This window comes from Oryzihumus sp. (assembly GCF_054325275.1).
The window spans coordinates 69,205-95,545 of the sequence record NZ_JBTCWL010000002.1; the positions used below are offsets into that span (position 1 = coordinate 69,205).

The 26,341-nt window shown below is 73.5% G+C and carries 21 protein-coding genes; 7 read left to right on the forward strand and 14 right to left on the reverse strand.

Annotated elements, in window-relative coordinates; genetic code table 11:
* Positions 1–22 precede the first annotated feature (22 nt).
* The 5 genes from ACXVGS_RS00835 to ACXVGS_RS00855 form a co-directional block, all read right to left on the reverse strand.
* On the reverse strand, positions 23–484 hold the full coding sequence (locus tag ACXVGS_RS00835) for a hypothetical protein (RefSeq protein ID WP_458529578.1): 462 nt from the start codon (positions 482–484) through the stop codon (positions 23–25).
* Complete coding sequence (locus tag ACXVGS_RS00840; RefSeq protein WP_458529577.1) at positions 481–1,209, reverse strand: hypothetical protein; 729 nt, start codon at positions 1,207–1,209, stop codon at positions 481–483. The genes ACXVGS_RS00835 and ACXVGS_RS00840 overlap by 4 nt, the downstream gene beginning before the upstream one ends.
* Complete coding sequence (locus ACXVGS_RS00845) at positions 1,206–1,949, reverse strand: class I SAM-dependent methyltransferase (RefSeq protein ID WP_458529576.1); 744 nt, start codon at positions 1,947–1,949, stop codon at positions 1,206–1,208. Before ACXVGS_RS00845 ends, ACXVGS_RS00840 begins: the two co-directional genes overlap by 4 nt.
* Positions 1,950–2,016: 67 nt before the next feature.
* A complete protein-coding gene (locus tag ACXVGS_RS00850; RefSeq protein WP_458529575.1) occupies positions 2,017–2,415 on the reverse strand; it encodes a DUF1622 domain-containing protein in 399 nt (132 codons plus the stop codon).
* Positions 2,416–2,446: 31 nt separating this feature from the next.
* Complete coding sequence (locus ACXVGS_RS00855) at positions 2,447–3,931, reverse strand: MFS transporter (RefSeq protein WP_458529574.1); 1,485 nt, start codon at positions 3,929–3,931, stop codon at positions 2,447–2,449.
* 86 nt (positions 3,932–4,017) lie between these two features.
* On the opposite strand from ACXVGS_RS00855, the gene ACXVGS_RS00860 reads away from it, so the two are divergent.
* A complete protein-coding gene (locus ACXVGS_RS00860; protein WP_458529573.1) occupies positions 4,018–5,751 on the forward strand; it encodes a SulP family inorganic anion transporter in 1,734 nt (577 codons plus the stop codon).
* Positions 5,752–5,773: 22 nt separating this feature from the next.
* Here ACXVGS_RS00860 and ACXVGS_RS00865 read toward each other — a convergent pair whose 3' ends face one another.
* Complete coding sequence (locus ACXVGS_RS00865; RefSeq protein ID WP_458536526.1) at positions 5,774–7,282, reverse strand: CYTH and CHAD domain-containing protein; 1,509 nt, start codon at positions 7,280–7,282, stop codon at positions 5,774–5,776.
* A 190-nt stretch (positions 7,283–7,472) separates the two neighbouring features.
* On the opposite strand from ACXVGS_RS00865, the gene ACXVGS_RS00870 reads away from it, so the two are divergent.
* Complete coding sequence (locus ACXVGS_RS00870) at positions 7,473–11,390, forward strand: Pls/PosA family non-ribosomal peptide synthetase (protein WP_458536527.1); 3,918 nt, start codon at positions 7,473–7,475, stop codon at positions 11,388–11,390.
* Positions 11,387–12,751 carry a M1 family metallopeptidase gene (locus tag ACXVGS_RS00875; protein WP_458529570.1) on the forward strand — a complete coding sequence of 455 codons (1,365 nt, stop codon included), beginning with the start codon at positions 11,387–11,389 and terminating at the stop codon, positions 12,749–12,751. Before ACXVGS_RS00870 ends, ACXVGS_RS00875 begins: the two co-directional genes overlap by 4 nt.
* On the opposite strand, the gene ACXVGS_RS00880 is transcribed toward ACXVGS_RS00875, so the two are convergent.
* The 5 genes from ACXVGS_RS00880 to ACXVGS_RS00900 form a co-directional block, all read right to left on the reverse strand.
* Positions 12,717–13,550 (reverse strand): 4'-phosphopantetheinyl transferase family protein, encoded by an 834-nt coding sequence (locus ACXVGS_RS00880; RefSeq protein ID WP_458529569.1) that lies wholly within the window; start codon positions 13,548–13,550, stop codon positions 12,717–12,719. The two genes, ACXVGS_RS00875 and ACXVGS_RS00880, sit on opposite strands and share 35 nt — an antisense overlap.
* A gap of 8 nt (positions 13,551–13,558) precedes the next feature.
* Positions 13,559–14,185 (reverse strand): phosphatase PAP2 family protein, encoded by a 627-nt coding sequence (locus ACXVGS_RS00885; RefSeq protein ID WP_458529568.1) that lies wholly within the window; start codon positions 14,183–14,185, stop codon positions 13,559–13,561.
* A complete protein-coding gene (locus ACXVGS_RS00890; RefSeq protein ID WP_458531140.1) occupies positions 14,182–15,411 on the reverse strand; it encodes a diacylglycerol/lipid kinase family protein in 1,230 nt (409 codons plus the stop codon). The genes ACXVGS_RS00885 and ACXVGS_RS00890 overlap by 4 nt, the downstream gene beginning before the upstream one ends.
* A gap of 140 nt (positions 15,412–15,551) precedes the next feature.
* Complete coding sequence (locus ACXVGS_RS00895; RefSeq protein ID WP_458536528.1) at positions 15,552–16,565, reverse strand: polyphosphate kinase 2 family protein; 1,014 nt, start codon at positions 16,563–16,565, stop codon at positions 15,552–15,554.
* Between the two features lie 28 nt (positions 16,566–16,593).
* Complete coding sequence (locus ACXVGS_RS00900) at positions 16,594–19,329, reverse strand: cation-translocating P-type ATPase (protein WP_458531141.1); 2,736 nt, start codon at positions 19,327–19,329, stop codon at positions 16,594–16,596.
* Between the two features lie 186 nt (positions 19,330–19,515).
* Here ACXVGS_RS00900 and ACXVGS_RS00905 point away from each other — a divergent pair, with 186 nt between their 5' ends.
* The 3 genes from ACXVGS_RS00905 (at position 19,516) to ACXVGS_RS00915 (ending at position 22,750) form a co-directional block, all read left to right on the forward strand.
* Positions 19,516–20,358 carry an MIP/aquaporin family protein gene (locus ACXVGS_RS00905; RefSeq protein WP_458529564.1) on the forward strand — a complete coding sequence of 281 codons (843 nt, stop codon included), beginning with the start codon at positions 19,516–19,518 and terminating at the stop codon, positions 20,356–20,358.
* A gap of 97 nt (positions 20,359–20,455) precedes the next feature.
* Positions 20,456–20,890 (forward strand): hypothetical protein, encoded by a 435-nt coding sequence (locus ACXVGS_RS00910; protein ID WP_458533723.1) that lies wholly within the window; start codon positions 20,456–20,458, stop codon positions 20,888–20,890.
* Positions 20,891–20,935: 45 nt separating this feature from the next.
* Positions 20,936–22,750, forward strand: a complete 1,815-nt coding sequence (locus ACXVGS_RS00915; RefSeq protein WP_458536529.1) for a hypothetical protein — start codon at positions 20,936–20,938, stop codon at positions 22,748–22,750.
* Between the two features lie 46 nt (positions 22,751–22,796).
* Here the strand turns inward: ACXVGS_RS00915 and ACXVGS_RS00920 are convergent, their stop codons facing one another.
* Positions 22,797–23,660, reverse strand: a complete 864-nt coding sequence (locus tag ACXVGS_RS00920; RefSeq protein WP_458529561.1) for a hypothetical protein — start codon at positions 23,658–23,660, stop codon at positions 22,797–22,799.
* 209 nt (positions 23,661–23,869) lie between these two features.
* Here ACXVGS_RS00920 and ACXVGS_RS00925 point away from each other — a divergent pair, with 209 nt between their 5' ends.
* On the forward strand, positions 23,870–24,238 hold the full coding sequence (locus tag ACXVGS_RS00925) for a hypothetical protein (RefSeq protein WP_458529560.1): 369 nt from the start codon (positions 23,870–23,872) through the stop codon (positions 24,236–24,238).
* 22 nt (positions 24,239–24,260) lie between these two features.
* On the opposite strand, the gene ACXVGS_RS00930 is transcribed toward ACXVGS_RS00925, so the two are convergent.
* Positions 24,261–24,950, reverse strand: a complete 690-nt coding sequence (locus tag ACXVGS_RS00930) for a DUF2255 family protein (protein ID WP_458536530.1) — start codon at positions 24,948–24,950, stop codon at positions 24,261–24,263.
* Positions 24,951–25,143: 193 nt separating this feature from the next.
* Complete coding sequence (locus tag ACXVGS_RS00935) at positions 25,144–25,797, reverse strand: hypothetical protein (protein ID WP_458531145.1); 654 nt, start codon at positions 25,795–25,797, stop codon at positions 25,144–25,146.
* Positions 25,798–26,341: the final 544 nt, after the last annotated feature.

Here is a 26,341-nt window from a genome sequence, read left to right on the forward strand (position 1 = left end):
CGCGGGGCGAGGGGGTCACGACTCACGACCTCGTGCCCGCCAGCGCCCGCTGGCGGAACCCCACGACCGCCATCTCCACCACCCGGTCGTGTCCCCAGCGCATGAGCGGGTAGGCCACGAGCGCCGCGACGCGCAACGGGGTGCTCCTCATGTCCAGCCACCACACCGCCTCGACCCTGGTACCCCCGTCGACGGGTTCGAGCCGGAACGCGGCGAAGCCCCGCACGTCGCCGTCGACCGTCGCCTCAACCACGTGCGGCCGCACGCACCTCTCCAGCCTGATGTCCAGGCGCAGCCAGTACGGGACCGGCGGGATGACCGTGCCGTGCAGGGCGTTCCCGGCGACCAGCCCGTCGGCCTCCGCCCCGAAGTCCTGGAGCCAGGCCCACCAGGACTCGAACTGGTCGAACTGCTCGATGACCTCCCACAGCTCGCCGGGCCGGACCGGGAACCAGAATGCCCCGCGATAGTCGATCCGGTTCACAGCCGGCTCGCCACCATCGCCGCAGCCAGCATGACGAGGCCGCCCGCCACCGCGCGCAGGGCACCCTCAAGCGGCCCGAGCAGGACGTTCCGGTCGAGGTCCACCTGCCCGCCGTCACGGTGGACGAGGCGTCCGTGCACGGACTGCGTGCGCCGCCGCAATGTGCGCGCGGGCAGGCTCAACGCTCGCTGCCCGAGGGAGAGGAAGAACGCTGCCGCCGCGGCCAGCACCGCTGCAGTGCCAAGTCGGAAGTCCTGCGCGTAGTAGCCGGTCAGCACCGGGAACGCGCCCCAGCCCAGCGCGAAACCCACGCCGTTGTGCAGGATCCCGCGGCCCAGCTCGAGGTTGTAGGCCAGGACCAGCACGGCGCCGACCACGACGAACGGCAGCAACCGCAGCCCGCCGTACAGTAGGCCGGCCACGACCGCCCCGGCGATACCCACGCCGGCAGCGGTGACCAGCGCAGCGCCGGGGATACCCGTCTGCAGCGGTCGTCCGGCGAGCTCGTCGAGGGCGTGTGCCCCGACCCCGACCGCGAGGAAGAATGCGACGAGCGTGCCGCCGAGTCGCCACGCCGCGAAGTGCGGGGCGAGAGCGGCACCGATCGCGACGTAGGACAGGTGCCAGGCGGTGTACGGCGGGTGCAGCAGGGTCACCCAGTCCCGCATCCCGCCCGTGCCGGCGCCGCCCGCGTAGAAGGCCGGCCGGTCCTCCGCGCGGGTCATGGCCCGGCCCCCTTCGTCCCCCACATCACCAGGCCACCGCCGAGGCTCATCAGCTGCCAGCGGACCTCGCGGAAGCCGGCCTCCTCCCAGGCGCGGACGTGCCAGTCGAGCGGGTACCGCCGGTAGTGGGCCGGAATGCTCCGGCTCAGGAACGTGCCCACCCGCCACCACGCGCTCCCGCCGGCGACCCAGCCGGCCACGGGCAGCACCGCAGACACGTAGAGACGCCACGCGGCGTGCCAGCCGGCCGCCGGCGGGACGAAGAACTCCAGGCTGGCCATCGTCCCGCCCGGCCGCAGGCAGCGCGCCATCTCCGCGATGGCCTCCGCCGGCTCGTCGACGTAGCGCAGGAGGTAGGAGAAGCTGACCGCATCGAAGCAGTCGTCGGGGAAGGGCAGCTGCTCGGCCCGCCCGGCGACCAGCACCACCGCATCGGTCCGGTCAGCTGCCGCCACATTGCGCCGACCCCGTTGCAGCATCGGCTCGTTGAGGTCCACACCGACGACGGTGGCGCCGGTACGGCGAGCCACGGCGAGCGCCACCCCTGCCGGCCCGGTGGCCACGTCCAGCACGCGGTGCGGCTGTGCCGCCGCGATCCGCCCCACGACGGAGCGCCGCCACCGTCGGTCCTGCCCGAACGACAGCAACCAGCTCAGCCGGTCATACCGCGGTGGCAGGCCGGCGAACACCTCGCGCGCCACCCGGTTGCCGGGCGAGCCGGTGGTTCGCGGCGTCGTCATGCACCTCACCCAAGCGCCTGCTGACCCGACGCTCAAGGGACCATGCGCCCTGGGGTGGTCGGCGGTGCTAGCCGGCGTCACGCGAGCGCTGCTGGGCCTGCGCGATCCGCGTCGCTCCGCTGACCTGCCAGCGCCGCCACGGCGGGACGCCCTCGATCTCGGTCTCGAGCGCGAAGCTGAGGAAGGTGCGGATCAGCACCAGGAGGCCCAGGTTGGTCAGGTCCTGCAGGTTCGGCTGGAGCGCGACCGTGCGCAGCAGGTCGGCCGCCACGAGCACCTCCAGCGCCAGCAGGAGCACCCCACCGAGGGACTCGCGCAGCAGCCGGTATGCCGTGCGCCCCTCCCGGGTGCGCCGCCACACGCCCCAGGACAGAACGGCGGACCAGACCAGACCGACCGCCAGCACGGCGGCGGCGACGACCTCGAACGCCCTGACCAGGTCGTCCACCACGGCTGTGAAGCTCATCGCGCTGACCGCCCCGGACCCCGGCGGTGACTCAGGGCGTCGCCGGTTGCGCGGACTCGGCCGGAGCCGCGCTCGCGTGGCCCTTGGGGATGAGGATCGCGGTGACGAAGCCGATCATCGCGATGACCGTCATGATGATCAGCGAGAGCGCGAAGTCCCGGTTGCCCGGGAGGACCTCGGCGGCGAGTACCGAGCCGGCCAGCGCCACGCCGAGGGAGGACCCGAGGTTCGACACGCTGCGGGAGACACCCGAGATGTCGCCCTGGTCCTTCTCCGGGAACGCCGACTGCACCACGTTGACCGACGAGGTGAGCATGACGCCGATGCCGGCGCCGACGAGGAACAGCCCCGGCACGAAGGTCCAGACGGCCGAGTTGGCCCGGCCCAGGGCCAGCACCAGCAGCAGCCCGATGATGGTGACCCCGAAGCCGCGGCGGATCAGGAACCGCTGCGAGCGCCGCTTGGCGAGCCGCTCGGCTGCCGCGGCGGACAGGAGCACGCCGACGGTGGTGGGGGTGAGCATCAGGCCGGTCTGGATCGCGCTGTAGTGGCGCACCTGCTGCATGAAGACCGAGATGACGAAGAAGGAGCCCTGCATCGTCAGCCACTGGATGGTCTGGGTCGTCAGCCCGAGGTTCGACGTGCGGTTGCGGAAGAGCCGGATCGACACGAGCGGGTCGTGGCCCTTCTTCTCGGTCGAGCGGATGTGCAGGAAGAACCACGCCAGGAAGATCGCGCCGATGGCGATGAACAGCCACACGGGGGAGATCCCGCCCTTGGGGATGATCACCGTGCTGCCGATCGTGAAGTCCTGGCGTGAGGTGAACCAGCCGTAGGTCGAGGACTGGAGGATGCCGAAGACCACGAAGAACATGCCTGCTGCGGACAGGATCGCGCCGACGAGGTCGAAGTGCGGGGCGGCACCCACCCGCGGCGGGTCGTCGATCTTGCGGGCGAGCAGAGCGACGACGCCGACGATGAGCACCTGCAGGATGAACGAGGCGCGCCAGCTGATGGCACTGGTGATCAGGCCGCCGATGAGGGGGCCCGCCGCCGCCCCCAGACCGGCCGCGCCGCTGACCATGCCGAAGTACTTGGCCCGGGACTTGGTGTCCGTGAACAGGACGGTGATGAGGATGTAGATCGGCGGGACCAGCAGGGCCGACCCGACCCCCTCCAGCAGCGAGTAGCCGAAGATCATCAGCGGCAGTCCCTGGGCCAGCGAGGCAAGCAGCGCCCCGGTGCCGTAGACGGCCAGCCCCCACATGAAGCAGACCTTGCGGCCCCAGATGTCGGTCAGCTTGCTGCCCGGGATCATCAGCGACGCCATGGTCAGCGTGAAGAGCGTGATCGTCGTCTGCATGCCGACGACGGTCGTCCCGATGTCGTCGGCGATCGTGGTGATGGCGACGTTCATGTTGCTGCCGGCGTAGCTGCAGACGAACTGCGCCAGCGCGAGGGGGAGGACCACTGATCCCGCGGCGGCCACCGCCGGCCGGGCTGCTGCGCTCGTCATCCCGCCATGGTCGGCGTGGGCGCCGCCACCCGTCGTCATCCAGACCGGATGATCCACCACCTGTGCAGGGTGGGCACGCTGTCACCGTGGCATCGCGTGGCGGCGTCGCCTCCGTCCTCCCCGGGATCGTGGACCTCCGGGGCTATGAGCGTGCCTGGCTGCGCGGCGACGTGCTCGCGGGGGTGACCGTCGCGGCATACCTGATCCCGCAGGTGATGGCGTACGCCGGCGTCGCGGGGCTGCCTCCCGTCGCGGGCCTGTGGGCGATCGTGCCGGCGATGGCCGCCTACGTGCTGTTCGGCTCCAGCCGCCAGCTGTCGGTGGGCCCGGAGTCGACCACCGCGCTGATGGCGGCGACCGTGGTCGCCCCCCTCGCCGGGGGCAACCCCGCGCGGTATGCCGTGCTGGCCGCCGGACTCGCGATCGTGGTCGGGGTGTTCTGCGCGCTGGCGTGGCTGGCCCGGCTGGGGTTCGTCGCCGACCTGCTCTCCAAGCCGGTGCTGGTGGGGTACATGGCCGGGGTGGCGATCATCATGATCGTCGGCCAGCTGGAGAAGGTGACCGGCATCCCCGTCGAGGGCGACACGATGGTCCAGCAGCTGCGCTCGTTCCTGGGCGGGCTCGACCAGGTGAAGTGGCCCACGGTCATCCTCTCCGTCGCCGTGCTGGCCCTGCTCTTTGTGCTGCAACGCTTCCCGCGGCTGCCGGGGCCGCTGATCGCCGTGCTGCTGGCAGCGCTGGCGGTGCCGGTGTTCGACCTCAGCGCCTATGGCATCACGGTGGTCGGCGAGATCCCCGGCGGCCTGCCGCGCCCCCAGCTGCCGGACCTGCAGGCCGGTGACCTGCAGGCGTTGCTGCTCGCGGCGGTCGGCGTCGCCGTGGTCGGCTACACCGACAACGTGCTGACGGCACGGGCCTTCGCCGACCGCGGAGGCTACGAGGTGGACGCCAACCAGGAGCTGCTGGCACTCGGCGCCGCGAACGTGGGGGCCGGTCTGATGCAAGGCTTCCCGGTGAGCAGCAGCGGCAGCCGCACCGCCCTGGGCGACACCGCGGGGAGCCGGACCCAGCTCTACACCCTGGTGGCGCTGGCCGGGGTGCTGCTGGTGCTCCTCTTCGGCGGGGGAGTGCTGGCCAGCTTTCCCAACGCCGCGCTGGGCGCGCTGATCATCTACGCCGCGACCCGGCTGGTGGACCTGCCCGAGTTCCGCCGCATCGCGCGGTTCCGGCGCAGCGAGCTGGTCCTGGCGCTGGTCACCTTCGTCGGCGTGCTGGTCTTCGACATCCTCTACGGCGTGCTCATCGCGGTCGCGGTGTCGGTGGCGGACCTGCTGCGCCGGGTCGCGCGCCCGCACGACGCGGTGCTGGGCCAGGTCGAGGGGCTGGCCGGCATGCACGACGTCGACGACTACCCGACGGCCACGACGATCCCCGGCCTGGTCGTCTACCGCTACGACTCGCCCCTGTTCTTCGCCAACGCCGAGGACTTCAAGACCCGGGCGCTGGAGGCGGCGGACGCGGCGCCCGACCTGCGCTGGTTCGTGCTCAACGTCGAGGCCAACGTCGAGGTCGACATCACCGCGCTGGACGCCGTCGAGCAGCTGCGCGCCGAGATGGAGCGCCGCGAGGTGGTGTTCGCGATGGCGCGGGTCAAGCAGGACCTGCGCGAGGAGCTGCAGGCGTTCGGCCTGGCCCACAGCGTGGGGGAGGACCACCTCTACCCGACCCTGCCGACGGCGGTCGCGGCCTACCAGCGGTGGGCCAGCGAGCACCGCACGCCCGCGGCGGCCGACCCGGAGCCGCCGGCCCCGGCGGCCTGACCTGCGCCACGCGAGCAGGCGCTCAGCCCAGCGCGGCCAGCGCCTGCCGGTATGCCGCCTCCTGGGTCGCGGTCAGCGCCTCCTCGTGCGCGTGCAGGCGCCCGTAGGTGAAGGCGCTCTCCCCGTGGGCGGTGGCCGAGGTGGCCAGGTCGACCAGCAGGGCCCGGCAGACCACCCCGTCCTGGTGCTCGCCGAGCACGTCCTGCAGCGCCTTGGCCCGGCGGGCCAGCTTCTTCATCGGCTTGCCGAGGGCGGGCCGGGCGGTCTCGGCGGCGTAGCGCAGCCGCTTGGCGGCCTTGCGGACCTCGTGCAACGCCAGGTCCCGCTGGTCGCGGTCGTCGGCCCGTTCCGCGCGGCGGGCGGCCCGGCGCAGCCGCCGGCGGTTGCGCCCGACCAGGGCGTGGACGACCGTGCCGGCCGGCTTGTCCGCCCGGGCGGTCAGCGGGGCGACCACGAGGGCGTCGAGGGCGTCCAGCAGCCGGAAGTAGCGCTCCTGGTCCAGCAGCGCGAGCCCCTCCCGCAGCCCGGTGACGAAGCGCTTGGTGAGCTCGGCCGCGATGCGCTCCTGGACCGGACCCACGACGAGGGGCTCGGGCTCCTGCTCCAGCAGGCTCGCCAGCCGCGCCTGCATCACCTGCGTGTCCCGGGCGGTGTTGAGCCCCAGGCCGAGCCACTGCAGCTCGTCGCGGACGGTCTGGGCGGCATCGGGGTCGCGCAGCAGCGGGCGGTAGGTGGCCAGGGTGGAGCGCAGCCGCCGGCTGGCGATCCGCAGCTGGTGCACCGAGTCACCGGCACCGCGGCGGACCGCGGCGTCCTGGGTCTTGAGCGCCTCCACCTGCGTGGTCAGGGCCTCGCGCAGCACGTCACCGGCGGAGGACCGCCGCGAGAGCCGGGCCGGGGGTGGCGGCTCGGGGGCACCCTCGCCCAGCGACCGGGCCAGCTTGCTGCCGCTGTCCGACCGGGACGCCCCGGCCGCGCCGACCACCGCGTCCAGGGCGTCCCACAGCTCCCGTCCCCCCTCGTCGGTGAGCTCGACCTCCCACTCGCGCCACGAGCTGGTCCCGGAGTCCGTGCGCAGGGGCGTGGCCGTCACCTGGTCGTCGACGAGCCAGGCGAGCAGCACCCCGCCGTCTCCGATGAGCCGGTGCACCTGGCGGGTGGTGCTGATGCGCACCAGCGGTGTGACGGCGTGGTCGCGAACGTGTGCGCGGACCCGGTCCAGCAGCTCCTCCGGCACCGGCTCGTCCGCCGGCCCCAGGGGGAGGTGCACCTCCTGGCGCTCCTCCCGCGACACCGGCAGCTTGAGGGTCCACCCGGCGTCGTGGCCGCCCGTGCGCCGGCGCAGCGTGACCTTGTGGGCCACGAGGTCCAGCCCGGCCGTGTCGACGTAGGTCGCCTCGAGGCGTTCCTCGGCCGGCCCCTCCACGACCGCTACGCCGGGCAGCTGGGCCAGCGCCCGCCGGTCCGGCAGCGCGACGTGCTCGTCCACGTCGTACTTCCGCTCGACCTCGGCGTGGACGGATGCGGCCATGGCTCATCATCAGCCTTGCGGGCCGCTTCCGCCTCAGCCGTTCCGACGACCACGCGGCCCGCACCTGCCGACCGTGAGCCCGGGCGGTTCGGCCCCTTGCGCAGGCCGCGCGGGCGGGCCGACAGTGGCGCTGTCCGTGCAGCGACCGGCCCGGGACGAGCACCGGCCGGCCCGACGACGAGGACTCCGAGTGGACGTGCGCAACCCCGGCGAGGACGCCAGCGTGCACGACGACGGCCTCTCGCGGGGGGAGCTGGCCGCGCCCCCGCGGACCCTGGTCGACGTGCTCCTGGCCACACGGGACCGCCACCGCGGCGCCCCGGCCATCGACGACGGCCACGTGACCCTGACCTACTGGCAGCTGCTGGAGGCCGTGGACGTGCAGGCGGCGCGGCTGGCCGCCGAGGGCGTCGGGGCCGGCGACAAGGTGGGGGTCCGGGTGCCCTCGGGCACGGTCGACCTCTACGTCGCGATCCTGGCGATCCTCACCGTCGGCGCCGCCTACGTCCCGGTCGATGCCGACGACCCCGACGAGCGGGCCCGGCTGGTCTTCGCCGAGGCCGGGGTCGCCGCGGTCGTCGGAGCCGGCGGCGACGTGGTCCGGCGCACGCCCAGCCGGACCGCACGGGCCACGCCCACCCCGCAGGACGACGCCTGGGTCATCTTCACCTCGGGCTCCACAGGCACCCCCAAGGGCGTCGCGGTCACGCACCGGTCCGCCGCGGCGTTCGTCGACGCCGAGGCCCGGCTGTTCCTGCCGGGAGCACCGTTGGGGCCCGGCGACCGGGTCCTGGCCGGGTTGTCGGTGGCCTTCGACGCCTCGTGCGAGGAGATGTGGCTGGCCTGGCGGCATGGCGCCTGCCTCGTCCCCGCCCCGCGGGCGCTCGTGCGCAGCGGCATGGACCTCGGCCCGTGGCTGGTGGCGCAGGGCATCACCGTCATCTCGACCGTCCCCACGCTGGCCTCGCTGTGGCAGCCGGAGGAGCTGCACGGCATACGGCTGCTGATCTTCGGCGGTGAGGCGTGCCCGCCCGAGCTGGCCGCACGGCTGGTCGAGCCGGGCCGGGAGGTCTGGAACACCTACGGGCCGACCGAGGCGACCGTGGTCGCCTGCGCCGCCCGGCTGAGCGGCCAGGGCCCGGTGCGGATCGGCCTGCCGCTGGACGGGTGGGACCTGGCCGTGGTCGACACCGACGGCCACCGCGTGCCGGTCGGCGCCACCGGCGAGCTCGTCATCGGCGGCGTCGGCCTGGCCCGCTACCTCGACGCGGACAAGGACCGCGAGAAGTTCGCGCCGAGCCCCGCCCTGGGCTGGGACCGGGCCTACCGCAGCGGCGACCTCGTGCGGCACGAGCCGGAGGGGCTGGTGTTCGTGGGCCGCGCCGACGACCAGGTCAAGGTCGGGGGCCGCCGGATCGAGCTCGGCGAGGTGGACGCCGCCCTGCAGGACCTGCCGGGGGTGACCGCGGCGGCTGCGGCGGTGCGCACCACGCCTGCCGGCACGCCGGTCCTGGTCGGCTACCTCACCGTCGCCCCGGGGACGGCGTTCGACCAGCAGGCGGCCCGCGAGCGGCTGTCCGCGAGCCTGCCGGCCGCCCTGGTGCCCCTGCTCGCGGTCGTGCCCACGTTGCCCACCCGGATCTCGGGGAAGGTGGACCGGCACGCCCTGCCCTGGCCCCTGGAGCCGGACGTGGCCCCCGGCGCGGCCGGGCTCACCGGCACCGCGGCCTGGCTCGCCGAGCAGTGGACCGCCGTGCTCGGCGTCGGGGTCCGCGGGCCCGAGGACGACTTCTTCGCCGATGGCGGGGGCAGCCTGTCGGCGGCGCAGCTGGTGTCGGCCCTGCGGGCCCGCTACCCCGAGGTGACCGTCGCCGACGTCTACGAGAACCCCCGCCTCGGGGCGCTGGCGCAGGTGCTGGAGGAGTTCTCCCCACCGGTCAGCGCGACCAGCCGGACGGTGGCGCCGGTCCCGCGCTCGGCCGGGGCGGTGCAGGCGCTGGCGTCGGTCGTGACGGCGACGGTGGTGGGGCTGCGCTGGCTCACCGTCCTGGCCCTGGTGGACAACCTGCTCGCCGGGTCAGGGGCGCCCTGGGTGACCCCGGTGTCGTGGTGGTGGTTGCTGGCCGGATGGGTGCTGCTGTTCACCCCGCCGGGGCGGATCGGCCTGGCGGTGCTGGCCGCCCGGCTGTTGCTGCGGGGGCTGCGGCCGGGCTCCTACCCGCGCGGCGGGTCGGTGCACCTGCGGCTGTGGTGCGCCGAGGCCGTCGTGGCCGCCGCCGGGGCGGAGAACCTCTCGTGCGCCCCGTGGACCAGCCTGTATGCGCGGGCCCTGGGGGCGAGGGTCGGCGCGGACGTGGACCTGCACGCCCTGCCCCCGGTCACCGGGTTGCTCACCCTGGGCCAGGGCTGCGCCGTCGAGCCGGAGGTGGACCTGTCCGGGCACTGGCTCGACGGCGACGTGCTGCACGTGGGCCGCGTCAAGATCGGTGCGGGCGCGACCGTCGGGGCGCGCAGCACCCTCGGGCCCGGCTCCCGGGTGGGTCAGGGCGCCGAGGTCGGTGCCGGGTCGGCGGTGCTCGGGAACGTGCCGCCGGCCGAGCGCTGGGCCGGGTCGCCCGCGGCGTTCGCGGGCGTCGCCCACGCCGACAGCCCGGGCCGGCGGGCGCCGCGCTCCCGGGTGTGGCCGGTGGTCTACGGCCTGACCGCGCTGGCGCTGGCGACCCTGCCGTTGGTGGCCGTCGCGTGCGGCACGCTCGTCCTCGGGCGGGCGGTGCACGGCACCGTCACCCTCGGCGGGGCGGCCGTCACCGCGCTGGTCTGGGTGCCGGTCGCCACGCTCGTGATGGTGGTCGTGCTGGCGGTGCTGGTGCTGGTCGGCGTCCGCCTGCTGGCCCTGGGCCTGTCCGAAGGACACCACCCGGTGCACAGCCGGGTCGGGTGGCAGGTGTGGGCCACCGAGCGGCTCATGGACGAGTCCCGCAGCCTGCTCTTCCCGCTCTACGCCAGCCTGGCCACACCGTGGTGGCTGCGGGCTCTCGGCGCCCGCATCGGGCGGGGCGTGGAGGCCTCGACCGTGCTGATGCTGCCGAGCATGACCACCATCGGGGAGGGCGCGTTCCTCGCCGACGACACGATGATCGGCTCCTACGAGCTGGTCGGCGGCTGGCTGCGGGTCGAACGGGCCAAGGTCGGCAAGCGGGCGTTCCTCGGCAACTCCGGCATGACCGGGCCCGGCCTCAGGGTCCCCAAGCGCGGGCTGGTCGCGGTGCTGTCGACGACCCCCGCCCGGGCCAAGGCGGGCACCTCCTGGCTCGGCAGCCCGCCGGTGCGGCTGCGCCGGCCCCCGGCCTCCGGGGACGAGACCCGCACCTTCAACCCGCCAACGCGGCTCAAGGTCGCGCGCGGGGCCGTCGAGGTGCTGCGCGTCGTGCCGGTGATGTGCACGGTCGCCCTCGGCGTCGGGGTGGTGGCGGCCCTGCAGGTGGTGGTCACGCGAGCCGGCTGGGTCGTCGCCGGGCTGGTCAGCGGGCTGCTCCTGCTGGTGGCCGGCGTGCTCGCCGCCGGGGTGAGCACTCTGGCCAAGTGGGTGCTGGTCGGCCGGTTCGCCGTGGGGGAGCACCCGTTGTGGAGCGCGTTCGTGTGGCGCACCGAGCTGGCCGACACCTTCGTGGAGGTGCTCGCCGCGCCGTGGTTCGCGCGCTCCGCCGCCGGGACGCCCGCGCTCGCCGTGTGGCTGCGCTCCCTGGGCGCGAGCATCGGGCCGGGCAGCTGGTGCGAGAGCTACTGGCTGCCCGAGGCCGACCTCGTCGGCATCGGCGCGGGCGCCAGCGTCAACCGGGGGTGCGTGCTGCAGACGCACCTGTTCCATGATCGGATCATGAGCATGGACCGGGTCACCCTCGAGGAGGGCGCCACTCTCGGGCCGCACGGGGTGGTGCTGCCGGCAGCCTCCATCGGGGCGGCCACCACGGTCGGCCCGGCGTCCCTGGTTCTGCGCGGTGAGGCGCTCCCGGCGCACACCCGGTGGCGGGGCAACCCGGTCGAGCCGTGGCCCGACCGGCAGGGCGCCACGGCCGCCGCTGTCCGGCAGAAGGCCGGCTCCCGGTGAGGGCCGCCCCCGGCGGGCCCGGCCCGGGTGCCGCGACCGCCGGCGACCCGTACCTGCCCACCCACGGCAACGGCGGCTACCACGCCAGCCGCTACGAGCTCGACCTGGACTACCGCGTGGTGAGCAACCACCTCGCCGGGCGGGCGCGCGTGTCGCTGGTGGCCACCCAGTCGCTGAGCCGGTTCAGCCTCGACCTCGGGGCCCTGCGTGTCGCCCGGGTGACCGTCGACGGCCGCCGACCCGCGCGATACGTGCACCGGGGCGGCAAGCTGCACGTCACCCCGGCCGAGGCGCTGCCCGCCGGCGCGGTCTTCGTGGTCGAGGTGATCTACTCCGGCAACCCGCGGCCGTTGCGCTCCCCGTGGGGAGAGGTCGGCTGGGAGGAGCTCACCGACGGGGTCATCGTCGCCAGCCAGCCCAACGGTGCACCGTCGTGGTTCCCGTGCAACGACCAGCCGGGCGACAAGGCGAGCTACCGGATCACGGTGACCACCGACGCGGCGTACGAGGTCCTGGCCAATGGCACCCTCGTCGGGCAGTCCAGGCTCGCCAGCCGCCGACGCTGGGTGTTCGAGCAGGCCGAGCCGATGTCGACCTACCTGGCCACGGTGCAGGTGGGTCGCTACGACGTCGTCGAGCTGGCCGGGGGCCCCGTGCGCCAGCGGGCGCTGGTCCCGGCGCGCCTGAAGTCCTTGCTGCTGAACGACTTCCGGCGTCAGGCCGAGATGGTGCAGCTGTTCACCCAGCTGTTCGGGCCGTACCCGTTCCCGGCCTACGACGTGGTCGTCGCCGACGACGACCTGGAGATCCCGCTGGAGGCCCAGGGGCTGTCGGTGTTCGGGGCCAACCACCTCGACGGCCACGAGGGCCAGCAGCGCCTGGTGGCCCACGAGCTGGCCCACCAGTGGTTCGGCAACAGCGTCACGATCGGGACCTGGCAGCACATCTGGCTGCACGAGGGGTTCGCCTGCTACAGCGAGTGGCTGTGGTCGGAGCACCGGGGCGGCCCGTCGGCGCACGCGCTCGCGGTGCAGCACCACGCCCGACTCGCGCGGCTGCCCCAGAACCTGGTCCTGGCCGACCCCGGGCCGGCGCTGATGTTCGACGACCGGGTCTACAAGCGTGGCGCGCTGACCCTGCACGCGCTGCGGATCGTCCTCGGCGACGAGGCGTTCTTCGCCGTGCTGCGCGACTGGGCCGCCACCCACCGCCACGGCGTGGTGACCACGCAGGACTTCGTGGACTGCGCGTCGCGGCACACCGAGCTGCCGCTGCACGGGCTGTTCCGGGTCTGGCTGGACGAGCCGGCGCTGCCCCTCCTGCCGGTCAGTGGCGTTCCCGGCGCAGCTGGGCGTCGCTGACCCGGTCGAGCAGCACCTGGGGCACGGCGTCAGGGTCGCACCGCACGGCCAGGCACCCGGCATACCCGGGGCCGACGTCGAGGTCCGCGAGCCCGAGGCACCCGGCCCAGTCCTCGTGGCCGGCCCACGCCAGCACCCGGGCGTCACCGGGCCCGGTCGTGACCGTGAGCGAGGACGGCGCCACCGCGAGGCCGTAGCCGGTGGCCTTGAGCGCGGCCTCCTTGCGCACCCACACGCGGGCACGGGCCTGCGGGCTGCGACCCTCGGGCTGCAGGTCCAGCGCCGCGCGCTCGGCTGCCGACCAGGCCACGTCGGCCACCCCGTCGGGGGTCGCCGACACCCGTTCCACGTCGACGCCGACTGGACCGGTTGTGGCCAGCGCCACCACCACACGGTCACCGGCGTGGGAGATGCTCACCTGCGGCGGACGCACGCCGTCCACGGCGGTGACCACCGGACGGCCGTGCCGGTCGCTGCCGCACAGGGGGCACAGCACCCGCATCCGGACCGCGTCGGGCGGGACCTCCATCAGCCGGCTGGCGACCAGGCGCAGCAGCGCCCGACCGGTCGCGGAGCGGGCCCGGTCGTCCGCACGGTGCAGGGCGACGACCCGGGTCAGGTCTCTGGCGTCCAGCCACTGCGCGACCGCGTCCAGCGGTGCCACCCTGCTCCACCACACCTGCACGAGCGGTATGCCGGGTGCGCGCGTGCGCGGTTGCGGCCCCGCCGCGGTGGTCGCGGTGGCGGTGGCGCCGGCCGTGGTCGCGGCGGTCGAGGTGGCCCCCGCGTGGGTCCCCATGGCAGTCATCATCCCTCCCGTGCCGCGCGGCGTCGTGCCGCAAGACGATGGGTCCAGCTGCCGATGCTCGCCCCCAGCAGCGCACCGGCGACGACGTCGCCGGGGAAGTGCACGCCGGACTGGACCCGGGACCAGCCGACCGCGGTGGCCGCCAGGCGCAGCGGCAGGGCCAGGACCGGCAGCTCCGCGCCGGCGGCCGAGGAGAACGCGAACGCCGAGGCGGTGTGGCCGGAGGGGAACGAGCCCGAGGTGGGCATCTTCACCCGGTGGCCGCGCTCGGCCTCAACCCGCACCGGACGCCCCCGGCGCAGGAGCGGCTTGACGACCAGGTTCGCCGTGGCCGAGGTCGCTCCGACGGCCGCCAGGCCCACGACGGCCGCCCGCCGGCCGCGGCGCCCCAGCAGGCTGAGCACCGCGGCCGTGACGACCCACAGGCGCGAGTAGTTGGCGGCGTTGGAGACCCGGCCCAGGGCCTGGTCCAGCGTGGGGGTGGGGGTCCCCGCAACGGTGTCGTGGACGGCCAGGTCCAGGGCGGCGAGCTCGGCCAGGGCCCGGTGGCCCACGTCGGAGGCCGGCGCCGCGTGACGTCGCCGGCGCCCGGACCGCAGGCCGGGGCGGGGCGCGGGCCGGCTCACCGGTGGCCCCCGAATGCGAGGTGGCGCAGCCGGACCCAGTTGAGCGCCGGGGTCGGTGGCGGCACGCCCGGGCGCGACCGCGGGACCCGCACCCGCAGTGCCTGGGGCCGGATCGTGCACGTCACCGGGGTGGGCAGGACGAGCGCCTCGCCGTCGACGCCGACCGGCACCTCGGGGGTGTCTGCGGTGACGACCACCTGCGGTGCCTCGACCCGGGTGACGCCGCGGTCGTGGGCCAGCCGCAGCAGGCCGACTGCCTGCCGGGCGTTGTCCACGCTCACCGCGACCACCCCGAGCCGGCCGGTGTCCAGGCGGGCCCGGCGGCCCATGCCGGCCAGGTCGGTCATCTCGTAGGGGTTGACGCTGACCAGCACCGCCTGGGGGCCCTCCACGGAGACCCCGTCGGCCCGCGCCGTGAGCCGAGCACCCCCCTGACCGGTCAGCAGGTCCGGCAGCATCTCCAGGGTCGTGCCCCGCTTGTCGTCGCGGTACGCCGGGCTCTGCACCACCTCGGCGTAGGCCCCGAAGGAGGCGTTGTTGACGAAGGTGCGTCCGGCGACCTCGCCGAGGTCCACATGCAGCTCCACGGCGTCGTCGGTCAGCGCCGCCAGGCAGGTCGAGGGGTCCTCCCGGTCGAGGCCGAGGTCGAGGGCGAAGTGGTTGCGCGTCCCCGCGCTGATGACCACGAAGGGCAGCCCGTGCTCGGCCGCCACCCCGGCGACCAGGGCCTGGGTGCCGTCGCCGCCGGCGACCCCGAGCAGGTCCGCCCCCGCGGCCACGGCGTCCTGAGCGACCGCCTCGACGTCCACGGTGCCCGGTCCCTCCAGCAGGACGACGGTCGCGCCGAGCTGCTCCGCCAGCTCCTTGAGGTTGAACCGCCCCACCTTGCCCCCGCCGGATCGGGGGTTCATGACCAGGAACGGGCGCAGCGGCGGCGGCACGACGTGCTCGGGCATGGTGGCCGGCACCCGGTCGCGGGCCAGGGCCTCGCGGCCGGCCGCTGCCGCAGCTCCGAGCAGACCCAGGACCAGCACGACGGTCCACAGCAGGTGGGCGCGGACGAAGAGGAATCCCAGCACCACCGGGCTCAGCACGACGAGGGCGAGGGCGACCCAACGCACCAGGCCCCGGTGGGTCAGGAACCACCACGCCGACGCGACCATGAGCACCACGCCGAGGGCGGCCGTCACCAACAGCCGGAAGCCGTCCATGAGGGCGAAGGCCACCGTGGCCAGGATGGCGAGGGCGAGGCCGCACACCGCTGCCCGCGCCAGCCAGACCTGTGCAGAGGATTGCGGTGCGTCCGAGCCACCGGGATGGGCACCCGTCATACCGCCGCGGTGGCCCGGGCTCGCGGCACCGGAGGTCACGAGCGGTCCTTCCGGTGCTTCCCTTTCTTGCCCTTCTTCTTCCGGCCGCTCCCGCCCTCCTCCGCGCGCAGCGCCTCCGCCTCGAACGGGTCGAGCTCGGCGCCCTTGGGTGCCTCGGCCTCCAGCGCCGCCTTCTCCTGCAGCATCTCGGCGCGGGTGTCGGTGCTGACGGTGGGGTACTGCGGGTCGATGTCCATGAGGGTGTCGACCAGGACGGCGGCCGTGGCCAGCCGGGCGAACCACTTGCGGTCGGCGGGGATGACGTACCACGGCGCCCATTCGGTGCTCGTCGCCGAGAGCATCTCCGAGAACGCCTCCTGGTAGTCGTCCCAGCGCAGCCGCTCGCGGGCGTCGGCGGGGGAGAACTTCCAGTTGTGGTCGGGCAGGTCGATGCGGCGCAGGAAGCGCACCCGCTGCTCCTCCCGGGAGAGGTTGAGGAAGAGCTTGACCACCTTGAAGCCGTTGTCGACCAGGTAGTGCTCCCAGTCGTTGATCTCCCGGTAGCGCCGGTCCCAGACGCCCTTCCCCTTCGCCTCAGGCGGCAGCTGCTGCCGGTCGAGCAGCTCGGGGTGCACGCGGACGACGAGCACCTCCTCGTAGTGCGAGCGGTTGAAGATGCCGATGTCGCCGCGTGGCGGCAGCTCCCGGGCGTAGCGCCACAGGTAGTCGTGGTCGAGCTCCTCGGCCGAGGGGACCTTGAAGCCGCGCACCCGCACCCCCTGCGGGTTCACCCCGCTCATGACGTGCCGGATGGTGCCGTCCTTGCCGGCGGCGTCCAGCGCCTGCAGGCACACCAGGACGCCCCAGGTGTCCTGCGCGGCCAGCCGCTCCTGGTACTCCGCGAGCAGCTCGACCCCGGTGCGCAGCAGCTCGGCGCCGTCCTTCTTCTTGACGAAGTCCGCTTTGTACCGCGGGTCGAAGTCCTCCTCCAGGTCCACCTGCGTGCCCGGTTCCACCCGCAGGGGCTCGATCGCCTCTGCGATCCGCTTGCCCCGGTCGTCGTGCGCCATGGCTGCCGTCCTTTCCTGCCGGTCCCGGTCAGTCGGTGCCGGCGACGCCCGACAGGGCGCCGCGTCGGAGGGGAACCTTGCCCAGCTCCCACAACAGGAGCAGCGCCAGGGCCGGCACCAGGGCCCAGGCGAACTCGCGCATGGTGATCTCGGTGGTGCCCAGCAGCCGGCGGAGCATGTCCATCTGCGTGGTCATCACCGCGAGGACCAGCTCGCCGAGGGCGGCCCAGTTCATCTGCTTGCTGTCAAAGCTGGTCGCGCTCAGGGCGGTGGCCGTCTCGCTACGGCACTCGAACGCGGCGACGATGAGGCACAGGGCGAAGGAGGTGAACGCGATCGACTGACCGACCTGCGTGCTGCCGAAGTGCGCGCCGCCCCAGTGGATCAGGCTGAGCAGCCCGATGGTGATGACGAGGCCGACGAGGCCGACCGTCGCGACCAGCCGGTTCGTCAGCACCGACTGGCCGCGGGGGAGCGGCCGGCGGGCCATGAGCCCGGGTGTCTCCAGGTCGAAGCCCAGAGCGAAGCCGAACGGCGCGTTGACGAAGAAGTGCACCCACAGCACCTGCGCCGGTGTGAACGGCTCACCGCCCGCGATGTTGAACAGGGTGGCGCCGAGGAACGTCAGCACGAAGGTGACCAGCAGCACTAGCACGAACCGGATGTACTTCGCGAGGTTGTCGTAGATCTTCCGGCCCTGCTCGACCGCGAAGACGATGGTGGCGAAGTCGTCGTCGGTGAGGATCATCCGCCCGGCGTTCTTGGCCACGTCGGTGCCGCTGCCCATCGCGATGCCGATGTCGGCGGCCTTGATCGCGGGGGCGTCGTTGACCCCGTCCCCGGTCATCGCGACGACGTCGCCGCGCGCCTTGAGCGTGCTGGCCAGCAGCACCTTGTGCTCGGGGGCGACCCGGCCGACCACGCCGATGCTCTCGATCCGGTCCAGCCGGTCGGCCTCCGACAGGGCCGCGAAGTCCGCGCCGAGGATCGCCTCGCCGGGGATGCCGAGCTGGATCGCGATCGCGGCGCCGGTGGTGACGTCGTCCCCGGTCACCATCCGCACGCGGATGTGCGCGGACTGGGCGGCGGCGACGGCGGCTTTCGACTGCTCCCGGGGCGGGTCGACCATGCCGACGAGGCTGGTCATCTGCAGGTGCTCGACGTAGCCGAGCAGGTCGCCGTCCTTGTCGAACGTGGCCGGGTCGAGGTCGCGGGTGGCTGCGGCCATGACGCGCCGGCCCTCGCGCTCCATCCGCTCCATGTGCTCCACGGCCGCCTTGCCGAGGGCGGCGTCCCAGGGCACCGTCCGCCCGCCGGAGAGCGCCGTCGTCGCGCGGGAGAGCACGGCGGGGGCCGCCCCCTTGACGAAGCAGCGCACGACCTCGCGGCCGTCGGCGTCGTGGGCCCGGTTGAAGGTGGCCATGAGCTTGTATCCCGGGTCGAACGGCAGCGCGGCCAGCCGCGGCAGCCGCTCGTGGCTGGCCTCGACGTCGAGCCCGGCCTTGTGCCCGAGCACCAGCAGCGCGCCCTCGGTGGGGTCGCCGACGACCTTTCCCTCGACGATCTTCGCGTCGTTGGCGATCACGTAGGGCAGCACCGCCGCCTCGATCGTGTCCGTGGCCCCGGCCGCGTGGTGGATGCTGCCCTCGAGGCTGTAGCCGGTCCCGGTGACGGTGTAGCGGTCCGTGGGGTCGACCACCTCGACGGCCGTCATCTGGTTCATCGTCAGGGTGCCGGTCTTGTCCGAGTTGATCGCCGAGGTGTAGCCGAGGGTCTCCACCGAGGGCAGGTCCTTGACGATCGCGTTCCGCTTGGCCAGGTCGATGCTGCCCAGGGACAGGATCACCTGGGTGACCGTCGGCAGCGCCTCGGGTATGGCGGCGATGGCCAGTGAGACAGCGGCGACGAACAGCACGTCCCAGGCCTGGCCCCGGGCGTGGCCGAGGACGAACATCACGACCATGGTCAGCCCGGCCGCTGCCGCGATCCACAGCGTCAGCCGGTTGAGCTCGCGGGTCAGCGGGGACTGCTCGGCCTCGGTCGCCGTGAGCATCCCGGAGATCTTGCCCAGCTCGGTGTCGGCGCCGGTGCCGGTCACCACGATCGTGCCGCTGCCGTGGGTGACCGGCGTGTTCATGAACGCCATGTTCGACTGCTCGCCGGGGCTGAGGTCGTGCCCCGTCAGCACGGTGGCGTCCTTGGCCGACGGCACGCTCTCCCCGGTCAGCGCGGACTCGTCGATCTGCAGGGCGCTCGCGGCGATGATCCGCCCGTCCGCGGGCACCTGGTCACCGGCGGTGAGCAGGACCACGTCGCCCACGACGAGCTGCTCGGCTGGCACCTCCGCGTCGGCGCCGTCGCGCCGCACCCGGGCGGTGGCCTTCATCATCGACTTCAGCGCGTTCATCGCGCTCTCGGCCTTGCCCTCCTGGCGCAGGCCGCCGACGGCGTTGACGAGGGTCAGCACGATCAGCAGGACTCCGGTGCTCCACTCCTGGATGAGCAGGGACACCAGCGCCGCCACCACGAGGATGATCTGCATGTAGCTGCGGTACTGGTCCAGGAACCGCTTCCAGCCGGGCTCGGGCTTCTCCTCGGGCAGGGCGTTCGGCCCGTGGTCGGACAGCAGCTGCGCGGCGCGCGCGGCGCTCAGCCCCACCTCAGGGTCGACGTGCAGCGCAGCAGTCACCTCAGTCGCGGGCCGGGCGTACCACGGCCCCCCGGCAGGCGAGGTCAGCTCACTCTTCCGGGCCTGGACGGTCACCGGGCCACCTCCTCGCTCCGGGCGCCCGGGTGGAACCACCCCGCCCGCTCGGTCACGGGACCCGGCACGCTGTGCTGCCAGTGTGCGGACGGCGGCACGGCGGCTGCTCACCCCGCGCGGATGAGGCGGGTGGGGCCGGACGGACCAACGCTGGAGGGGTCGTCCGCCACTCCCGAGGAGGTCCTCGTGGCACAGCCGCAGTCATCGGTCCAGGGCGGGCAGCCACCGCGAGCCGCGCAGGACGGCCTGTCCGTCGGCGAGCGCGCCGCCGCCCGTTCCTTCATCACGCGTGACCTCGACCTCGTCGCCCAGTTCTACGACTCCTCGCAGGAGTGGCGGCGCCTGTTCAGCGAGCTGCTCGGCACCTTCCTGCTCGTCCTCGTCGCGGCCGGCGGCGGCGTCGTCAACGCGGTCAGCCACGGCCAGATCTCGCGCACCGCGGCGGTGATCGCGCCGGGACTGATGGTGCTGGCGATGATCCTGTTCATGGGCGCCGTCGGCGGGGCGCACCTCAACCCCGCGGTCTCCCTGGGGTTTGCGTTGCGGCGCGACTTCCCGTGGGGCCGCGTGCCGGGATACATCGCGGCGCAGCTCGTCGGGGCGACCGCTGCCTGCCTGGTGCTGCGGGCGATGTTCGGCAACGTCGGACAGCTCGGGGCGACCGTGCCCGGGCCGGGCATCAGCATGTGGCAGGCAACGCTCATCGAGGCGCTGCTGACCTTCGGGCTGCTCAGCACGATCCTCGGCACTGCCTCCGGCGCGCAGAACGTCGGCACCCTCTCGGCGATCGCGGTCGGCGCCTACATCGCGCTCGCCGGCCTGTGGGCCAGCCCCATCAGCGGGGCCTCTATGAACCCGGCGCGCACCTTCGGCCCGGCCCTGGTGGGCGGGACGTGGACGGACTTCTGGGCCTACGTGGTGGGACCGCTGGCCGGTGCGCTGCTCGCGGTCGGCGTGGCGTGGTTGCTGCGCGGGGCCGGAGGAGACGTGTCAGCGCGGCGGGCGGCGCAGGGTGCAACCGCCACCTGATCGGTCCGGTATGCCGGGTGGTCACCCCGGCGTCACGATGTGACACCGGACCTCACGCCTGCGGGGTGACACACCACCCGGCAGCCAGGAGGCAGCCATGTCGACCACCACCGCCGCACCCGCGTACCTCTCGACCGACCGGGTCCGCGAGGTCGCGGACGCGATGATCACCTTCCTCGAGACCGGCCGCCCGCCACAGGGCCTGTTCGCACCGGACGTCTTCTGCGACTTCACCATGCCGCGCTGGCGGCTGCAGGCCCTCGGCGTCCCGGACCTGGTGGCGCTCCGGCTGGCAGGTCACCCCGGGCCGGGTCGTGTGCCGCGGCACCGGCTGGACCCGACGCCGACGGGCTTCGTGCTCGAGGTCGAGGAACAGTGGGAGCAGGACGGCGAGCACTGGTACTGCCGCGAGCTGTTCCGCGCCGACGTCGGCGCGGAGGGGATCGAGCGCCTGTCGGTCTACTGCACCGGGGACTGGGATCGCGCCCGCGTGGCCGAGCACGCCGCGGAAGTGACCCTGATCCGCCCCTGACGCGTTGCGCGCCTGCCCCGCTCACGCCCGACCTAGACTCGGTGCGTGAGCGGGTCCGTGCAGGATGCGCCGAGGGAGGGGAGCCACCCCGGGGTGGTCGCCGCCCGGGCCGTCCACGTCCGGGCCTTCGAGCAGGCCAGGGGCGCCGGCGACGTCGAGGCCATGGGGGCGGCCGCGCTGGCGCTGGCCGGCACCTACGCCTTCGGTGCCCAGCACGGGCGGGTGCCCGCCTTCCTGCACGAGGCCTGGTCCCTCGCCGGCGGGGAGCAGCGGGCCCGTCTGGCGGTGGCGCTCGCGCGGGTGTGGGCCTGGGCCGGCGACGCCTCCCGGGCCACGAGCTTCGCGTCGGAAGCGCTGGCAGCGGCGGAGTCGCTGGGGGACGACCAGCTGCTCGCCCAGGCGCTCGACGCCCAGCTGCTGGTGCACTGGGGGCCGGACGACCTCGCCGCCCGACGTGAGATCACCGCCCGGCTGGAGGACACCGCCGCACACGTGGCCGACGTGGAGACCCGCCTGTCGGCCCACCTGTGGCGGCTCACCACGGCGCTGGAGACGCTGGACCTGCCGACGGTCCGGCGCCAGCTGCGTGCCCTGGAGCTGCTCGCCGAGGAGGCAGGATCGGCACGGGTGCGCTTCTTCGCCGCCTCGCGCCGAGCGATGGCCGGCCTGCTCACCGGCGACCTGGCGGCCGCCGCCGCGGCCACCGGCGAGGCGGTCGCCGCCGGGACCGAGGCCGGCGAGGTCGACACCTACGCCATCGAGCGCACCCTGACCGCCGACCTCGCCCGGCAGGCCGGGAACACTACGGCGCTGGCCCGCGAGGCGGCGACGTATGAGGCGTTCGGCCTCCGGGAGTCGGTGACCTCGGTCGCCGCGCAGGGCGCGGTGCTGTGGGTGGCGGCCGGTCGAAGGGAGCGGGCGGTGCCGTTGTTGCACCAGCTCGCCGGGCCGGACCTGGCCGGCATCCCCAGGGACGTCGACTGGCTCCTGACGGTGACCGCGCTGACGGAGGTCGCCGTGGCCGTGGGCGAGGAGGCCCTCGTCGCCGCCGCGGTGCGGCTGCTGGAGCCGTGTGCCGGACGGGGAGTGGTCAACGCCGGCGGTGTCAGCTTCGTCGGGGTCGTCGACGACTACCTGGCGGCGGCCTGCCGCCTGCTCGGCCGGGAGGACGAGGCCGCACGGTGGGAGGCGGCGGCGGGCACGGCATACCGCCGCCTGGGAGCGACCTGGTGGCTGCGGCGCCTGGAGTCGGCCGCGGTCCCGACTTCGACGCCTGCGACGGGGGAGCAGCGTGCGGTCGTGGTGGCCCACCTGCGCGCCGGCGCGGACGGGATCTGGTGGGTCGGGCGCGACGGGGCGGTGGCGCCGGTGCGCGAGGCCAAGGGGCTGTGCTACCTGCAGTACCTCCTCGCCCGACCGGGGGTCGACGTGCCCGCGCTGGAGCTGTCCGATGCCGTCGCCGGGCACCCCGGGTCCGGCGTGGATGAGGCGGCCACCGGGGAGCTGCTCGACCGCCGGGCCCGGCTGGCCTACCGGAGCCGCCTCGCTGAGCTGGACGAGGAGCTCGAAGAGGCCCATGCGTGGGCCGACGAGGGCCGGCTCGACGCGCTGGTCGCCGAGCGCGAGGCGTTGCTGGAGCAGCTGCGCGGGGCCACCGGGCTGGGTGGACGCGCACGGGAGGCAGGCGCCACGGCGGAGAAGGCCCGGGTCGCGGTGCGAAAGGCGGTCGCTGCTGCCATCGACCGGGTCGCCGTTGCCGATGCCTCGCTCGGGCGGCTGCTGCGCGACACGGTCAGCACCGGCCGGGCCTGTCGCTACGAGCCCGACCCCGACCGGCCGGTCCGCTGGGTGCTGCGGTGAGCTCCGGCGGCGACAGCTCACCTGCGGGCCGGTACGGAACCCGGCGTCAGCCGACGGCCCGGCAGGGGTCGAGCATCCTTGTGGCGAAGACACTGGGCAGGTAGGTGAGCCAGTAGGTCGTCGTCAGGCCGTGGCAGACGACCGTGCCATCACCTGTTGGGGTGTGGGTGCGCGCGAACCCGGTGGCGAGCCCGTCGAAGAGCACCCGGGGCACCGGGATACCGGCCGCACTGGCCCCCACGTCCGGGTTGGGCTGGGCGGCCGTGATGGTGCTGGGAAAGACCGCCCAGAGGTACCACGTCCGGCGGGCCTGCCCGGGCGCGATACGGCTGGCGATCGGGACGTCGGTCGCGGCGACCGCAGGGCACGGCGGTGGCCCCCGCGTCGGCACGGGGGTGTCCAGCACCGCGAGGTAGAGCCCGGCGGCGAGGGTGTGCCGGACGACCACGCTGACGCGGGCGCCGGTGGTGGCCCCCGGTGTCAGCGACAGGACGAACGGGACGGCCACCGAGGTGTGCAGGTCGCTGGCGGCCTGCTGGCGCATCTGGCGGTCGCAGTCGGCCAGGACCGGGGCCACGGCCGGGCTCGAGGCCACGAGCGGATGCCCCATGACGAGGGTGGCGACGGCGCTGTCGCCCCTGATGCTGGTGACCACCCAGCTGGTGCTCGAGACCTGCTCGCCCGGGTGACGGGCCAGGATGAACGCGGTGCCGGCGGCGGCCCGGATCTGGGCCGGTGGCGCGAGGCGCGCGGCCGGAGCGGCCGCGGTGGCCGGGGATGTTGCCGGCGTCGGGGCACTGCTCACGAGGAGTGCGGCCACGCGCTGGGGCGCCGGGCCGCACGCGGCCAGGAGTGCGGCAGCCGACGCAACGAGGAACGCGGAACGGGCGCGGCCGATGGTGGGGGACATGGTCCGGGAGGTGCGGTGTGCGGCCTGACACCACGATATGCCCGCTGCGAGGTCAGGGCGCCTTGTTGTTGTCGCCCTGCCCAGGTCACCGCTCGGACTGGCACAGACTCGGCCGCGGACCCGCGAGCAGTCCAGCCAAAACCGCTTCGGAGCAGGTCAGCCGCCCCTAGTCTCCTTGGGGATCATCACCGTCACGAGGGGACAAGCCCATGCGCCTTCGTTCGTTCATCACCGGCGTCGTCGGCACCGTGGTCGTCCTCCTCGGAGTGGGGCTGCTTTCGCCTTCCGCGGTCAACGCCGCCGTCAGGTACTTCAGCACGACGACCACCCACTATGGGACCGGATGGGCCACCTGCCCCTACGGCACCAAGGTCACCGGCGGCGGCGTCGGTCAGATCTCCAGCAACTACTACGGCAGCTCCAGCAGCGACGAGTACGCGCTGACGGGCAGCTTCCCTTCGGGGAACGGGTGGCGGGCCACGGCCACACATGTGCACGGCACCTGGTACAGCTCATCCGGATGGCGATTCTCGTCCTACAGCTACTCCCCGCCGGTCTACGTGATCTGCGCCGGCTGAGGCACTCGGCGGCCACGCCGACTCAGCCGGTGCGGCGCTCCTGGCCTTGGCGGGGGCCGGTCGGCGCAAGGACGGACGCCTCGACCCGGGCCCGGGCGCCCAGGCGATCAGGGGCGCAGCAGCATCTTGATCGACCGGCGCTGGTCCATCGCGGCATACCCTCGGCGAGCTGCTCGAGCGTGAGGGTGAGGTCGAAGACCCTGCCGGGCTCGTCTGGCGGTCCCACACGCGCTGGAGCAGGTCGGGCAGGTACGCGCGGGCGGGCGCGGGGCCGCCGCGCAGCCCGACGTTCTTCCAGAACATGGCCTCCTGCGGCAGGTCCGTGACGTGCGGTACGCCGACGCAGCCGACGATGCCGCCGGGGCGGCCGAGCGCAGCGCCTGGACGACCGGGTCGTGGGTGCCGACGCACTCCAGCTGTGGGTGGGTTCGGAGGTGGGTGGGGTCAGGCCGGGGTGGGCCTGCGGGGTGGCCGAGCGCGGTCCGTCCTCGATGAGGTGGTCCACGATCGAGGGGTAGTGGCCGTACTTGCGCCGGTAGGCCGCGTCGACCCAGGCCAGTTCGGCGGCCGCCGCCTCGGTGAAGGTCACGTCGTATGCCGTGCCGGCGACCACCTGTCCCTCACCGGTGGGGGTCGCGCCGCGGAACCAGGCCGCCGACCGTCCGTTGGTGGAGCGGACGCAGACGCGGGGTGCGTCGCCGACGGTCCAGATGGCGGGTTGACCTCGACGCCGTCGTCACCGGTCACTACGGACTCGAGGACGTCGAGACCGCGCTGACCGTCTTCCGCAGCGATCCGACCATGGTCAAGGTGATCATCCGGCCGGGGACTGACTTGGGCGACCCCGGCGCGGTGAGTCACGTCGCAGACGACGGGAAGGCGTGACCCACCAGCGCCGAAGTGACTCAGCCCGGGTTCGTGTCCAGCATGTAGCTGTCCTGGAACTCGTCCTGAACGACCTGGGCACCGTTGTTCACCGTGGGCAGTGAGAGCTGGTGGTCCAGGACCTCGACCTTGTAGGTCCAACCCTTCGGCGGGTGGATCATGTAGCCGAGTTGCAGCAGGTCGTCATACTTCAGCGACGTGTTGACGATGTTGCTGTACGCCTGCATGACGTACCGCTTGTTGCCCGGCGCGAGCAGCTCGAAGATGACTGTCCCGGAGTTGTAGACCCACTGCGACGTACGCGTGACCGGCTGGACCGTGTAGGGCGGCGGGGTGCTGCCGGCGATCGTCGTCAGGCCCCAGTTGGTGGCCAGGATCCCGTTGAAGTTGTTGGTCTCCTTGGTGTTGGCCTGGATCAGCGAGTCGAGCACCCAGAACCGCTGTCCGTTCTTGAACACCGACTGGACGTGGTACTGCTTGGCGATGGCCTTGGGGTCCATGGAGTTCCACTGTGCGGTGGGGCAGTCGTCCTTGCCCGTGGTGTTGTAGACCGTGGTCTTGTTGGGCCCCGGGTTGATCAGAAAGATCTCGCAGTACCGCACGTTCCGCAGGCCCGTCAGGTGAAGGGTGCTGGTGGGCGGCGGCGAGGTGTCGGCGACAGCTTGGGGAGCCACGGCCGCGACGGTTGCCAATGCGGTCACAGCGCCTGCTCCGGCCAGAAGTCTTCGCCGACGCACTCGCGAACTGTTCGTTGCCTGCACGGTCGGCTGCTGACGGCTCATGACGAGCCTCCAAATCTCGGATCTTCATCGCAAATGCGATGAATCCTCAGCCTTGGATGCGCGAATGGCCGCGGGCATCCCTCCAGGCGAATAGCCCCTTTCCGCCTATGCCCGGCTTTTCGCACGATCTTCCGAGAGGCTGGGCCTTAGGTCACCATCCGACTGCGCGGGGCGGGGACCTAGGTCACCATCCGACTTTGCGGCGCGGGGACCTAGGTCATCATCCGAGTCCGCGGGGCGGGGACCTAGGTCACCGTGGGCCGAGACGCGTACCGGATTGAGCTGAAATGTGCCGCCATCCCACAGGGGTGACGACGCGGCCCCCTTCGGCTCGGAGAGTGAGCTGGTCATGGCCTCTCCCGCTGGAGGCGAGGCGCGCCAGAAGGGATCGGACATGTCAACGTCGGCGCCAGGGTTACGGCCCGGTTCGAATGGC

Coding starts and splice junctions, on each gene's coding strand:
- ACXVGS_RS00880 (WP_458529569.1), bottom strand. CDS start 13,550: ATGGGGACCCACGCGGGGGCCACCTCGACCGCCGCGACCACGGCCGGC.
- ACXVGS_RS00910 (WP_458533723.1), top strand. CDS start 20,456: ATGTCGACCACCACCGCCGCACCCGCGTACCTCTCGACCGACCGGGTC.
- ACXVGS_RS00855 (WP_458529574.1), bottom strand. CDS start 3,931: ATGACGAGCGCAGCAGCCCGGCCGGCGGTGGCCGCCGCGGGATCAGTG.
- ACXVGS_RS00840 (WP_458529577.1), bottom strand. CDS start 1,209: ATGACCCGCGCGGAGGACCGGCCGGCCTTCTACGCGGGCGGCGCCGGC.
- ACXVGS_RS00895 (WP_458536528.1), bottom strand. CDS start 16,565: ATGGCGCACGACGACCGGGGCAAGCGGATCGCAGAGGCGATCGAGCCC.
- ACXVGS_RS00865 (WP_458536526.1), bottom strand. CDS start 7,282: ATGGCCGCATCCGTCCACGCCGAGGTCGAGCGGAAGTACGACGTGGAC.
- ACXVGS_RS00850 (WP_458529575.1), bottom strand. CDS start 2,415: ATGAGCTTCACAGCCGTGGTGGACGACCTGGTCAGGGCGTTCGAGGTC.
- ACXVGS_RS00845 (WP_458529576.1), bottom strand. CDS start 1,949: ATGACGACGCCGCGAACCACCGGCTCGCCCGGCAACCGGGTGGCGCGC.
- ACXVGS_RS00920 (WP_458529561.1), bottom strand. CDS start 23,660: ATGTCCCCCACCATCGGCCGCGCCCGTTCCGCGTTCCTCGTTGCGTCG.
- ACXVGS_RS00925 (WP_458529560.1), top strand. CDS start 23,870: ATGCGCCTTCGTTCGTTCATCACCGGCGTCGTCGGCACCGTGGTCGTC.